At 47.5% G+C, this 14,288-nt stretch carries 10 protein-coding genes; all 10 read right to left on the bottom strand.

What is annotated here, in order from left to right; all coding sequences use genetic code 11:
- Nucleotides 1–85: 85 nt before the first annotated feature.
- The 10 genes from JOD82_RS01395 to JOD82_RS01345 all read right to left on the bottom strand — a co-directional run bounded on the left by JOD82_RS01395 (nt 86) and on the right by JOD82_RS01345 (nt 14,234).
- Nucleotides 86–826 carry a CAP domain-containing protein gene (locus JOD82_RS01395; RefSeq protein WP_029518155.1) on the bottom strand — a complete coding sequence of 247 codons (741 nt, stop codon included), beginning with the start codon at nt 824–826 and terminating at the stop codon, nt 86–88.
- A 206-nt stretch (nt 827–1,032) separates the two neighbouring features.
- A complete protein-coding gene (locus JOD82_RS01390; RefSeq protein WP_013310623.1) occupies nt 1,033–1,494 on the bottom strand; it encodes a GNAT family N-acetyltransferase in 462 nt (153 codons plus the stop codon).
- Complete coding sequence (gene purT, locus JOD82_RS01385) at nt 1,487–2,671, bottom strand: formate-dependent phosphoribosylglycinamide formyltransferase (RefSeq protein WP_209947415.1); 1,185 nt, start codon at nt 2,669–2,671, stop codon at nt 1,487–1,489. Before purT ends, JOD82_RS01390 begins: the two co-directional genes overlap by 8 nt.
- A gap of 130 nt (nt 2,672–2,801) precedes the next feature.
- Entirely contained in the window at nt 2,802–4,640 is a 1,839-nt protein-coding gene (locus tag JOD82_RS01380; protein ID WP_029518157.1) for an ABC transporter ATP-binding protein, read from the bottom strand.
- Nucleotides 4,637–6,412, bottom strand: a complete 1,776-nt coding sequence (locus JOD82_RS01375; protein WP_029518158.1) for an ABC transporter ATP-binding protein — start codon at nt 6,410–6,412, stop codon at nt 4,637–4,639. Before JOD82_RS01375 ends, JOD82_RS01380 begins: the two co-directional genes overlap by 4 nt.
- 263 nt (nt 6,413–6,675) lie before the next feature.
- A complete protein-coding gene (locus JOD82_RS01370; RefSeq protein ID WP_209947413.1) occupies nt 6,676–10,338 on the bottom strand; it encodes a dynamin family protein in 3,663 nt (1,220 codons plus the stop codon).
- Between the two features lie 481 nt (nt 10,339–10,819).
- Nucleotides 10,820–11,092, bottom strand: a complete 273-nt coding sequence (locus tag JOD82_RS01360) for a hypothetical protein (protein WP_013310628.1) — start codon at nt 11,090–11,092, stop codon at nt 10,820–10,822.
- A 58-nt stretch (nt 11,093–11,150) separates the two neighbouring features.
- On the bottom strand, nt 11,151–11,825 hold the full coding sequence (gene nth, locus JOD82_RS01355; protein WP_069010658.1) for an endonuclease III: 675 nt from the start codon (nt 11,823–11,825) through the stop codon (nt 11,151–11,153).
- 213 nt (nt 11,826–12,038) lie between these two features.
- Nucleotides 12,039–12,689: a GerMN domain-containing protein gene (locus tag JOD82_RS01350; RefSeq protein WP_029514971.1), complete on the bottom strand. Its 651-nt coding sequence runs from the start codon at nt 12,687–12,689 to the stop codon at nt 12,039–12,041.
- Nucleotides 12,690–12,734: 45 nt separating this feature from the next.
- Nucleotides 12,735–14,234, bottom strand: coding sequence for an N-acetylmuramoyl-L-alanine amidase family protein (locus JOD82_RS01345; RefSeq protein ID WP_029514972.1), 1,500 nt, complete (start codon nt 14,232–14,234; stop codon nt 12,735–12,737).
- Between the last annotated feature and the right edge of the window lie 54 nt (nt 14,235–14,288).

Here is a 14,288-nt window from a genome sequence, read left to right as displayed (position 1 = left end):
ACGTGTCAGCGGGTCTCCAGATTAACGTCATGCCACTATCTTTTCATAACAGCGGCATGACGTTTCGAACGTATTTACTATCATCTTAGTTACGTGTGAACTCTTGTACCCAATATCCATTGTAGTAAGCCACACCGATTTGCGTATATTCTGCCTTCAAAATATTCTCACGATGTCCCTGACTGTTCATCCAAGCTTTCATTACTTCTTGTGGTGTTTGTTGTCCCATAGCAATATTCTCACCCGCATACGTATAAGTTACACCGAACTTTTTCATCATATCAAAGGGTGAACCGTAGGTCGGAGATGTATGGGAAAAGTAATTGTTCGTGCTCATGTCCTTCGCCTTGGCTAAGGCTACTTCTGTAAGCTTCGCATTAGATGTAAGGGGCTTCAGACCTTTTTGGCTGCGCTCGTTGTTTACAAGCTTTACAACCTCAGCTGCAAATTGGGACTTGCTGAGTTGTGCATCAGATCCTGCAGACTGACCCGCGCCTGAGTTTGTGTTTTGTTTTTGGGCCTGTTGCTTGTTACTAGACTGCGAAGCCTTTTGGCTACCTTGTTTGGTTGTTGTTTGCTTGCCGGATGAAGGATTTGCTGTTTTGTTTTTAGCCTTGTCCTTTTCAGAAGCATCCTTAATTACGGTCTTTGTTATCGTAGTCGTCCCGTTGGACATATTGACGGTATATCCGTTATTTTGAAACCACTGTTGTAGTTGGGCAGTCAAATCGTCAGCTGGTGAAGCTGATGCCGGAACGATGAATCCTGCGGATAAAATGGCGCTTAGACTTCCCATCACAAGTGTTTTTTTCAACATATTCTTCATTTCGTCATCTCCTTGTTGTATAAATGCCTTGGTGTGAACGCTTCTGGTTACAACTTTGTAATCTTTACTCTAGCAGTATATCATGTTTTATAGCAGGATCAATGGTATAAAAGTTGGAAAAAAATAGCCCCGCTCGGAATGAACCATGCGGAACTAAGTTAAAAGTAGTGAGGCTTTAAGTATTAGATTGTCTTGTTGTAGGCTGATTATCTAAGCTTTTTGCTGAAACGGTAGCCTTGCTTTTCAAAGCCGATTCGGTTGTAGAAAGCCCGGGCCTCTACTTGTTTGATGCGGTTATTCGCTCCAGTAATGAATAAATGATAGCATCCTTGCGCACGTCCCCACTCCTCACCACAAGCCACCAGGCGCTTGCCAATGCCCTCGCCGCGATACTCCCCGCTCACGACTAGCATGGTGATTTGTACGGCAGGATCAGGATAAGCCAAGCTTTGAGCCGTATGCATGCCGATAACTCCGACAACACGACCATCCATTTCTGCAACCATCATATTCGCTTGACTGTCCTCCCGCGTTGTTCCCATAACTTCTTTCATTACACCACAAGTCATCGGGTATCCGACTTCTCTTAGTAGTCCTGTTACGGCTTCGCAATCGCCAAGCTCTACGGAACGAATTGTCAGTACTGGAATCATCACATTGTTAGACATGATTTACCTCCACTTTCAGCATATTAGCAGCTTCTTTGGCCGTCTTCCGTGCTGTTTCCACATCTTCTGCAGCGCTAAGCGCTACAGCCATCCGGCGACCCGGCTTGGTTTCTGGCTTCCCGAACACTCGCACCTGTGTCCGGGGTAGCAATAATGCATCATGCAGACCGCTTATTACAAAATCCCGCGTAGCCACTTCTGCCTTCAAAGTAGCTGAGGCTCCTGGTGTAAGCAACGTAACAGATGGCACCGGGAATCCGAGGATGGCTCGCACGTGAAGTGCAAATTCCGACAAATCCTGCGTGATCATGGTCACCATTCCTGTATCATGCGGACGAGGGGATACTTCACTGAATATGACGCCATCAGCCGTTAAAAATAGCTCTACGCCAAACAATCCGTAACCACCCAGTTCATCCGTAATCGTACGGGCAATGTCTTCCGCCTCCGAAAGTTGCTTGTCCGTCATGCCATGAGGCTGCCAGGATTCGACATAATCCCCATCTTTCTGAATATGGCCAATCGGTGGGCAAAAAGTCGTACCCGAAACCGATCTGACGGTCAATAAGGTGATTTCGCTCTCAAACGGGACAAAAGCTTCAACAATGACACGTGTAGTTTTGGCACGCGCGCCTTCCAGCGCCGTATTCCAGCAGGATTCTGCATCTTCGATTGCCCGGCATACAGACTGCCCTTTACCCGACGAACTCATCAAGGGCTTGACCACGCATGGCGTGCCCAGCTCATGAACCGCCGACCGCAACTGCTCAAAGTTATCTGCAAAACGATAGGCAGCAGTCGGAAGCTGTAATTTCTCGGCAGCCAGCCTGCGGATACCTTCCCGGTCCATCGTAAGACGGGCGGCACGGGCCGTTGGTACTACGTGAAATCCTTCTTGCTCTAATTCTTCCAAAGCACCCGTAGCAATAGCTTCGATTTCAGGTACAATTATGTCGGGCTTTTCCTCACGAATTAGTGCCTTCAACGCCTCAGCATCCTGCATATCCAGACAGTGAGAGCGATGGGCTACCTGCATTGCTGGAGCCAGTTCATAGCGATCAACAGCAATACATTCCACGCCAAGCCGCTGAGCTTCAATAATGACTTCTTTTCCCAATTCGCCGCTACCCAGCAGCAGCATCTTCTTAGCCTTGGCAGAAAAAGGAGCATCCCACATCTTGAACTCTTCCCCCTCTGACGAAAATTGCTCTGATCTCTTTTCATCTTTATTTTCAGGGTTTAGCTCCAAGAATGCAATAGTGCTCGGCATTTAAATTTACAAAAAACGCGATTTTTTGATCTTTTTTTTACAAAAATCTGAACTGTGCTTCCACCAGCCCCCGATATATTCCATGTTTTTTCATCAATTGTTCATGATTACCACTTTCTTGGATTTCCCCATGATCCAGTACAACGATATGATCAGCATTTCGAATGGTAGACAAACGGTGAGCGACCATAAAAGAAGTTCTGCCTTCCAGTAAAACCTGAAGAGCCTCCTGAATTTTCAACTCCGTTTCTGTATCAATACTGGCTGTGGCCTCATCCAGAATAAGAATTCGCGGATTAGCCAGCAAGGCACGAGCAAAGGATAAGAGCTGTCGCTGGCCCATGGACAGCATTCCCCCCCGCTCCTCTACTTCTGTTTCATAGCCAGCTGGCAAGTGAACAATGAATTCATGAGCATTGACCGCCTTCGCAGCCGCTTCAATTTCCTCATCCGTTGCATCCAAACGGCCAAATCGGATATTATCGCGTATCGTCCCCGAAAAAATAAATGTATCCTGAAGCACGATGCTAATCTGGCTTCGCAAGCTCTCCACCGTGACATCACGCACATCTTGACCGTCAATCGTAAGCCTCCCTGACGTAATGTCATAAAAACGGCTGAGCAGATTAATAATTGTACTTTTACCTGAGCCGGTGTGACCCACAAGCGCTATAGATTGACCCGCTTCGACGGAAAGACTAATTCCTTTAAGCGCCTGACGTCCCTTCTCATATTCAAAAATGACCTTTTCAAATTGGATGTCACCCCGAATGGGTGGCAAGGCTTTTGCTCCCGGTTTGTTTGCAATATTCGGCTGTTCATCCATAAACTCAAAAATTCGTTCTGACGAAGCCATCGCAACCAGTAACTGATTATACATTTGGCCCAGCCGATTAATCGGCTCCCAAAAGTTCCCAACATAGTTGGCAAACGCAACCAGCAGCCCCACTGTAAGCTGATCTGTCTGAATTAAATGCGCTCCAAACCAGAATAGCACAAGCGTACCAAATCCTCCGGTAATATCAATAAGTGGGCCAAAAACCTGATTCATGGCAGAAGCCTTATCCCACGATTTTTTGCTAGAGCTGTTCATGTCGTCGAAATAAGCCATGTTTTCCTGCTCCTGCGTATAGGCTTGTGTCACACGAATCCCCTGAATAGACTCATTCAAATGAGAGTTGATACGCGAGTTCTTCATACGCACTTCTTGCCAAGCGCGACGGATGCGAACGCGCAGCTTGGTCGAGATCAAAAACATGATCGGAACGGTCACAATTACTGCCAAACCGAGCTTCCAGTTAATAAGCAGCAAAATGACAATAATTCCGATAAGCTGTACGCAGTCAATCAGGACATTCACTGCACCGTTCGTAAAAAGATCCTGTAGCGAGTTAATGTCATTCGTCACGCGCACTAATACAGAACCTGCCGGTCTCTTATCAAAAAAGTTAAAGGATAGCTTTTGAATATGCTTGAACAAATCTTCACGCAAATCGTAAATAACCCGTTGACCGATAATATTGGTGAATTTAATGCGGTACGTGCTGGCTGCCCATTGAATTAAATATAACAAGAGCACGGCACCCGTGATGAGCAGCAGTAACTTTACGCTGGGTAATGCAGGCCATGCGGGAGCAATTGCCTTATCAATGGCCAGACTGATCAAATAAGGAACCGTCAGTTTGGTAATGGTACCAAGAATCATCATGACCAGAAGGATCGGCAGAATCTGACGGGCATAGGGCTTCATGTATGCCAGCAAACGTTTGAATTCTGACCAGTTAAACGGTTTGTCAATGACATCATCATCTTGATAGACAAAGCGCTCATTCGTCGGTTTTTTTAACGGTTTGGCTTTTTCTGCGGGTATATTCATGGTCTCACCTGCCCTTCGGATACACCGTCTGGAGCCTGAGCTATGTAATCGGCGTATTGAATATGATACACATCCTGATATGGACCTGGAGTAGCAATAAGCTGTTCATGTGTTCCACGCTGGACGATTCGTCCTTCCTCAAGCACCACAATTTCATTGGCATGGCGAAGCGAAGAGATTCGATGAGCGATTATAAATGTTGTTCGACCACGCATAACCTCTTGAAAACCGGTCTGTATTTCATGCTCTGTTTCCATATCGACCGCACTGGTAGCATCATCCAGTACCAGAATTTTCGGATTTTTGAGTAGTGCGCGCGCGATGGCGATCCGTTGTTTCTGCCCTCCGGACAGTCCCAATCCACGTTCTCCAACGACAGTGTCATATCCCAGCGGTAGTTCAGTTATGAATTCATGCGCCTGAGCCAGTTTGGAAACGCGTATGATGTCATCCATACTGACATGGCTTAAACCATATGAAATATTATTACGTATAGAGGACGAAAACAAAAACGTCTCCTGAAACACAGAAGAAATTTGAGCACGCAAATCACGAATCTTCAAGTGACGTATATCCTTGCCATCCAACTTGATACTTCCTGCATTCACATTATAAGCACGCATGAGTAATTGAATAATGGTAGACTTCCCTGACCCCGTTCCTCCTAAAATTCCAATGACTGATCCCGGCGGTGCGTCTAAATTGATGTCAACAACAGCAGGAAGCTTATTTCCGTAAGCAAAGGTAACATGTTCAAACGTAACATGTCCTTCCACCTGATCGGCATCGAGTGTAAGTGCTCCGGCTTCATCGGTTACATCTATGGACTGATTTAGCAGTTCCAGGACCCTTTCACCGGATGCTTTGGACTGCGTATAGTTATTGATATGAAAGCCAATGCTCCAGATGGGGCCGATAATATACCAAATTAAGCTAAAGAAAGCGACGAGCTGCCCCAAGGTCATTGACTTCTGAATGACCAGATACCCGCCCATGCCCAACAGAAGGACCACACTGACAGAAGCAATTAGTTCCATAGCAGGGAAGAACCGACTCCATAAGGAAGCAGCTTGAATTTGATTACTTTTGTATTGCTCATTACGTACTGAAAATTTCTCAACTTCATATGATTCGCGGGCAAAAGATTTGACGGTTCGCACACCTGTTATGTTTTCTTGGACTGCTGTCGTCAAGGCGCTAAGGGCAATCCGCATTTCCTGAAAGGTGGGATGAATCCGGGATTCAAACTTGAATGTGACGAAGAGTAGCAATGGCATGCTGATCATCGTAATGAGGGTGAGCTGCCAGTTAATATACAGCATCATCATAGAGCCGAATACGACCATCAATAGCACATTGAGGAGTTGGGCAAAACCAAATCCGATAAAGTTACGAATTGCCTCCAAATCACCAGTCAGTCGAGACATAAGATCTCCCGTTTTGGCCGTGTCATAATATCTAAAAGACAGAAATTGCAGCTTTTCGTAACAAGCATTGCGGAGGCGGTATGCCAGGTAGTTACCTAGCCGTCCACCAAAAAAACCATGTAAAAATTGCATGAACCCTTTGATGATGACTACTCCCAGCACAGTCAGAGCCAGCGCCGGAACTTTCCCGAAGTCACCTGGGATGATAGCGTTATCAATAAGCCTTTGGAGCAGGTTCGGATACACCAGTCCCAGAGCCGTCGCTATCGCAAGGCATAAAATAGAAAGAAACAGATAGTGTCTCCTCTCGCGAAAAAAAACTTGCAGTTGCCTGAGCACTTCCATGTCAATGTCCCTCCATTAGTTGCACGACGTTGTTATATGGCTTAGTGAAGTTTACCATTCGCATTCCAAGGCGGCAAAGAGGATAACGAGCCGTATTCAGGCAGGTTATCAATTGGTGGGTGATTAGACAAATTAAATCGCTTTCTTATTATTGAATGTGGCTATTTACTCAGTATTGCTTACTTTTTGGAGTATGCATAAAACACCGGGTTGTCCCACAACCCGGTGTCCTGATCTTTAATCATTGGTGAACATATTTATCTTTACTCCAAAGCCGCAATCTTGCCAGCAAGTTCTTCCCAAACCTGTGGCTGCTCACCGCCCATAAGGGCATGCTCCATGCCACGAGTCGTCTCCAGCATTTGCTCTCGAAGCTGAGCTTTCTGCCACAATTGTTCCTCCTGCATCAGCGTAACGTAAAAAGCAGACATTCGTTCACGTTGCTGATCCACAGCTTCCCCGATTCGCTCGCGTAATATCGGCTCCAGTTTGGTTTGTAGATTCGCTCGACCAGTTCCTTCAAAAAATAGCTTTGGATTTTTAAAGCTATTCCAATAATCCTTCCAATGAATGGACTCCTGCAGGGAAATTTCCTTCAGCTCGGGAACAACCCATTTTCTCGATTCAGGAATTGTGCAATCTAGTCCTGGCAACTGATGGTTCATGTGTTCTACGCACTGTTGTATAGCCTTGTGCACCAAAGTTTGTCCCGTTTTTTCCAGCCGGAGTGTGGTTGCCAGTAATTCCTGAGACAGCTCCAGTTCGATTAAACGCATCAGCTCACGACCACAAGATGCAAAAGCCGAACGAAGATCACCTACTCCTTCACGCAGAACAGATGGATGAAACGCCTCTGCCATAAATTCTCCAGTCCGATAGGACAGCCTTTGACGTACATGATACAGCAGTTCATCGTTCTCGCCCGATAACACAGATGCACCGTTGCTATCAGTCAGGCCTAGGAGCGTATGCTCCAATTCCCCACGGATGCGAGTTAATCGCTCTAATCGAATCTCCCGTTCTTCCACGCTATACCGGGCATCGGCTGCATGTTGCTCTATGCGGTTCCGCAGCCGGGTCAGTTCCTGCATAGCAGAAGCGATGGACAAACCTGCCAGCTCTTCGGCTGCAAATGCCGAGAAATCATCTTCATATGCATCAAAACGTGAAGCTGAACGCAGCGAAGCCTCTTCCTGTTCGGTAGCTTCCAACGCCAGCATACTGGAAAGCGGATAAATACGTGGTTTTCGGATTCCATTCGCCTGTAGTTGTTCCTGTACATGCCGGGTAACAGAATGCAGTTCTTCTTCAGAAGAAGCCAGATCTGATGCATTAACAATAAAAAACGTCTGATCCAGTGCCATGGTCTCTTTGACTCGACCTAGTTGATTCAGGAACTGCCGGTCGCCTTGCGTAAACGCATGGTTATAATAGGTGACAAATACAAGAGCATCCGCATGCTTCATATAGTTGAAGGTCACGCCTGTGTGCCGTGCATTCACAGAATCCGCTCCTGGCGTATCCACTAGCACGATGCCCTGACGGGTCAGAGCGCAATCATAATAAAGGTCAATATGCTCCACAAAGCATGATTTGTGCTCAGACGCGACAAAATCTCGATACTGCTCTAAATTCACCTGAAGCTGTTGTCCCAGCAAGCTTTCAGCTTCTTCCCATCCGGCTGCGGCAGCCTTTAAAAAACTATAATGAGGCCTGCCCGCAGGATGGATGCCTTCCGGAGATAAAGCATGAACGGCTTCTTGCCAGCCCGCTGCCTCTGGCTCTCCCAATCCTAATAACCGAAATGAGTATTTAAGATCTTCCCGCAACGCGTCCACTGATTTCATATGGACGTCAGCCGTGGCATGGCGCTCAGCACTTGCAGGCGCCATTATGCGGTTAATCGCCGCTGTCGTCGGATGCGGCGATACGGGCAACACAGCTTCACCCAACAAAGCGTTGGCGAAGCTGGATTTCCCAGCGCTGAACGCTCCGAACAGCGCCAGCGTAAACTGCCCGCCCTCCAGCGCAGCGGCGCGGGCATGTAAATCCCGTACCGCCGCTTGCATGGCAGGGTACGGACTTACGAGGGCAGCGGCAGCCTTCAATTGGGCCGCTGCTGCATCCAACCGCGTACGGCGGCCTCCAGCGGCAGGCTGTGCTGCCACCGTCCCAGCTAGCGTCTGCGCCGATGCGTTGCGTGAGCCAGCGATGCCTGGGCGCGCAACGCCCGTTGGTGCCGCAGCTGGCGGGGCAGCAGCGGCGGTATCGGACGCCGATGCAGGCGCGTCCGCACAGGGCAACCCGCTTGGCGCGGGAGCCTGCGGCAGCAAGCTGCGCAACAGGGTGGCATGCGAAGCCGAGGCCTGCACGCGGGTGCTGTAGCAGCCCGCCGCCTCTGCCTGCGCCAACAGCGCAGTGCGCTTCTCTGCGAGAGCCGCGCGGCGGGCTTTGGCTCGCACTGCTAGCTGGGCCAGCAGGCGGTCTAGCAGCGTCAGCGCCTTGCGGCGGCAATCGGCGGTCACAGCAGCGCGTAGGTCCTTGCAATAGTTTAACGTATACTCTGGCGACAACGCATTTTCCTTCACCGTCTGCTCTACCAGTTGCCGGTCTATCACAGGACGGATGCCATCCAGCTCCTGCTCCATCGCAGAGGTCCACAACCCCTGACCGTCACCCCAAGACCGCAGAAGCTCCCGTACATGAGGAAGCAATTGTCCCTCCACCTGATCAGTCAGCATTCCTGTCAGCCGTTCCAAACGGCTTTCCTTTTCTCGCTCAGTCTTTCCTCCTGCAAACCATAGTCCTGTTTTGAAGCCCGGCTTGCGGCTCTCTAAGTATTCGCCTGCGGCTTCACGTAGCTCCGCTGGCGTCAAATGTGCGTGTTCCAGTAGATGATCCAGCTCTTGACGCAGCCGTTTACGCTCCTGCTCCGGGAGCATCTTCCAGTGTTCGTCTTCTTGCTGCAAGGTTTTCTGCTCTATATCCAGCCGCAAAATGGCTTCTTCCCCACCCGCTTCTTTTAGCAGTGTGTTCAGTTCCTCTTCTTCAGCTGACTGCACAGTCTCTACATGTTGCTCTACCAAATGATGCATAGAGGACACTAAACTGTATGCCAAAAGCTCTGTTTTTCGCTCCAGCAATTTCGGAATCAGGTGCGTCAACTGTTTCCACTGGTTCCATGGATGATTCTGCTCCTTCAAGGAAGTAAAAAGGATGTCCGTATAATGAACTTGCCAGGCGTGAAAGCTAGTCTCCACCTCATTACGATAACGTGTAAATGAAAGCTCCCGCTCCCGGTGTTTATCGATTTGATTGATGATCAAATATAACGGCTTGCCCCAATCCGATAAACTTTTGGCAAAAGACAAATTATTTTCAGATTGGACATGGTTGTAATCCATTACATAAAAAACAATATCTGCCCAATGTAAAGCAGAATGTGTCGCCAGCGCATGTCCGTGGTCTGTGGAATCGACGCCGGGTGTATCCAGCAGCACTCCTCCGTTAGATAATATGGGAACATCCTCCCACACTTGAACCGATTCATAGGCTCCACCATTTTTACAATACTCAGCAAGCTCGGACAGGGAGGCTTCCATGCTTTCCGGCTCTGGATTTTCCGCTGTTTGGGCTGGATGAATGAGTGCTCTCGGACGTCCATAACGGATGGACACTACATTAGCGCTCGTAGGCACCGGTCCAGATGGCAGGACGGTTTTACCACACAGGCTGTTAATCAGGCTCGATTTACCCGCTGAAAAATGTCCACAAAAGGCAATGGTCAGCTCCTGCGCATATGCTTTTTCCAGCAGATCCCCTACCGCCTTCGCTCCCGCTTCATCCCCGGCTTTACGCAGTGTATTCTGTATCTGTTCTATCGTATCCAACCACTTTCCCGCATCCCCTGTAATCGTTTGCATCATAAGCTACGGTTCCACTCCTTATCACTTGTCTGCACCAAATAGCTATATTGTAGCATTCCTAAGCCATTGTGAGAATCATCACATCAAAAAAACTAAACAGCGCTCCCCGCCAGTACCTGGCTTTAGGGAACGCTGTTTTCGTACATGATAACAAAAAGTTCATTTTATTCTGTCCAAAACGGATCATTAGGAATAAGTATTTAGGCAACCGAATGCATTTATCAAAGCCCTCAAGGGACAACGACGAAGCAAGATATGTAAACAACGGGTGAGCCTGCTCATTACGTACATTCACCTTTTGGAACATGCGGAACGAGACACCATAATTCAGGGTACAAAATGTATGCACACTTCATTGGAAGAGGCTCTATCCACATCAGGATGGTCTGCAAGGTTCGTGTATATATGCGCCTTCGGGCTGGTTAAACCAGCCGAGCCGCCTATACCGGAACATGCAACGCATGTCGTCCGCTAATTGAACTTAATTGGCTGCAGTCTCAAGCACTGGCAGCAAAATTTCAAATACTTGACCATGCTGTAAAATCGTAATCCCACGGGATTTATCCTTCATTACGACCACTTCTGGCTTTTGTGACATACGCTCCAGATAATGCTCAGGTACATCACCGGAATGACTAACCGTGATTCCCTCAAGCTCGCGCTCTTCGTTTTCAGCAAATTCTGTTGTTACAATTTGCTCAAAAATATCAGAGAATGCTTCAAAATTGTCTGTATATACCGAAATGCACTTCATACTCTTCATCCTTTTCTACACATAAATGGTTAAACCCTCTTGTTACCTTTGTGGGTCTTTAAGCTCTACGTTCCTTATCTTTTCTGATAAGAGACGTTTTCATACGTTTCTTGCCTTCCCTGCATACATCAAGCAACGGACACACCTGACATTGAGGGTTTTGAGCTTTACAATGGTAGCGCCCGAAAAAAATGAGCCTGTGGTGGGTCAAAGACCATTCATCCCTAGGAACCCTCTTCATCAGCTTTTTTTCCACCTCAAGCACTGAATCATCCCACCCTGCAAAGCCGAGTCGTTTGGAAACGCGCTCTACATGCGTATCTACCGCAATAGCTGGTACATTAAAAGCAGTAGATACAACGACATTAGCCGTCTTGCGGCCAACACCGGGTAGCTTAACCAGTTGATCGTGCTCCGAAGGTATCTCTCCCCCGTACTGGTCTATTAAAATACGACAGAGGTTATGAATATGCTTGGCCTTGTTTCGGTACAAGCCGATTCTGCGAATATCCTGCTCCAGTTCCTCAAGAGGAACAGCTAGGTAATCCTCAGGTGAGTTGTATTTTTGAAACAGGTCTGCCGTTACTTTATTGACCATCTGATCGGAGCATTGAGCAGACAATAACACGGCGATCGTTAATTCAAAAGCATTGTCATGGTTCAACTCACAATGGGCATCCGGAAACATCGTACCGATGGTGTCCAATATATGACGTGCGGTTGCTGCATTCACGGAAATCCTACCTCCTACCAAAAAAAACGTCTTGATACGGGATAGCCCGCATCAAGACGGTCACTCTAAATAATCATCCGGAAAGAAACGAATACTATTTGTGCATGACTGCCTGCATAGGCGAGAAATACACTCCTATATTATCATTATCTGTCACAGATTGCACGTGAAAAGTGTGCAAATTCCCAAGAAATTTTCATACCGTCTGATCGGTTAGCGACTCATGGGATGATCCAAATCTACATGCCCCATTAAGGACTCTAGAGATTGACCATCTACGAGCAAATCTAGCGTTTTGACTTCCTTGAATTGGAACATTGTTTTCTTCAAGGCATCGATAGCCAATTCCTCGCCGCCAGCTCCCAATCGAGCCTCGTCCGGCAGGGAAATATCAAAAGTCAATGCACCGTTATCCAATTTGATCTTATGCACGGAAATTTTCTCGGACCACAACGGAATTAGAGCAGAATCCCCACTCTTTTGCAGAGCTTCAAACGCTTTTTGCAACTTTTCCAGCTCGCTTGGATAGGTAATTTCCTTTTTCTGTTCTTTCAAGCCGTTCTCTTGAGTATCCGTATAGTACACCGTAATCTGTTGTGTTTGTCGATCTCCTGAATTTTCCGTGTCCGTCTTGGTCTTTGTAGGCTCTGTTGACGGAGATGCAGGTGTTTGACTCGCCCCATTATTTTCAGCAGACTGAGCCGATGGATCAGGGGTCGTCTGTTCGGGTGTGCTATTTTGTGCATTAGAAGTTTGTGTTTCCTGAGATGGAGTCGCAGGAGCCGTTGTTTGCTTAGAGGCACACCCTGCACCTGCAATGGCAAACAGTGCCAGCAGACCTGCAATTACGATTTTCTTGTTCATATGTCCCCCTCCTTGCTTGACGTTGACAAGCGATTTGTTGAAGATTTATTTTACGTCGAGATACTCTGTGATTCCATCTGCAATCCCTTGAGCTACCCGGTTTTGAAAATCTTCATCAAACAGTGTGGCTTCCTCTTTTGCATTACTCAGATATCCTACTTCAAGCAATACGGCTGGCATAGTCGTTTCCCGAATTACATGGAAATTGCCATAACGAATGCCGCGGTCTGTTAGGCCCGTCGCAGGTGCAAAGTACTTGTGCATAACGTTGGCGAACGCTTTGCTTGCACTACGCTGGTAATACGTCTCTGTACCGTTGGAAGCTGAGCTACCGCTGCTGTTAGCATGAATGGACACGAACACGTTAGCATTAAGGTTTTCAGCTACTTTTACGCGCTGTTTAAGCTCCAAGAATGTATCATCACTGCGTGTCAGCACAACCTCAAGTTTGGGGTTCTGCTTTAATATGCTTTCTACTTTCAGAGCCATCGCTAAGTTGAAGGTCTTTTCATAGTTTTTTCTCGAAACACCAACTGCTCCAGAATCTTTTGCTCCATGACCAGCATCAATAACAACGACCTTTTTACCATTGCTGTTCGTTGGTGATGTCTGTGTGTCATCCGGCTGTGAGCCATCTGGTAACGTTGCGTCTGGCATGGTATTCACTGAATCTTTGGAAGCCAGATCGACGATAACACGATTCGAGCCATCATTATATGCGGTATAATTCATGGCATGTTTCAAATCAATAACAACGCGCACCGTTGAAGGTTCCTTTTGGAATAAAGCATAACGGATACCGGACACATCCGCTTCATTCTCAATGTCCAGCGAACCATTTAAGCTGCTATCCAGCTTTTGCTGGTCTCCGAAATTGTCAGCAAACGCAGTCGCTGGCAAATCCACCACTACCCGATCAGGGCCTGTCATCGTAAACGCTTTCGGCTTGACGGCACTGGCTGTTGTGATAGTTAAACGGTTTTGGCTGAAACTGATTCCCTGCACCTGTGTAACACCTGAGTTTGCATTATTCGTTGGTGCAGTTACACTTCCAGTACCTGTACTGTTATTTCCGGACTTGGGAGGTGTAAATTCCCCGTTTCCAGACCCGCTACTGCGGGTATATAATTTTACGGACTTGGAGCTGCTGTCCCATTTTACGTCCAGTCCCATTTGCTCGCCGATAAAACGAAGCGGTACAAGGGCATAATTGGAACGCAGCAGAGGCGAAGCATCCAGACTAATGTCGCTTCCATTGACAGTCGCCGTCTTACTTCCGATTATCATTCGGATCAAGGTACTGTCCTTCTCAATCGTTATGGTTCGCGCCTGCTGCTTCCATGTCACGTCATATCCCAAATTTTCAGAAATTACGCGTAGCGGGACCATTGTACTTCCGCCAATTACTTGTGCCTTAGCACCACTAGGGACACTTAACTGTTGATCGTCGAGATAGATTTGTGTTCCACTCGAAGCCGCATGTCCATAACCCGGAACCGCCCACATGAAGACAAATAATAACAACAAAAAACCAAATTTCTTCATTCGTCACCCTTCCATTCATAATTTTTTTGCCACATGCTCCGGTGCGGCGACCTG

Origin of the sequence: Paenibacillus sp. 1182 (assembly GCF_017833915.1) — a bacterium.
GTDB lineage: Bacteria > Bacillota > Bacilli > Paenibacillales > Paenibacillaceae > Paenibacillus > Paenibacillus polymyxa_D.
Note: the sequence above shows the minus strand (reverse complement) of the source record. Positions and strands in the feature narration are given on the sequence as shown.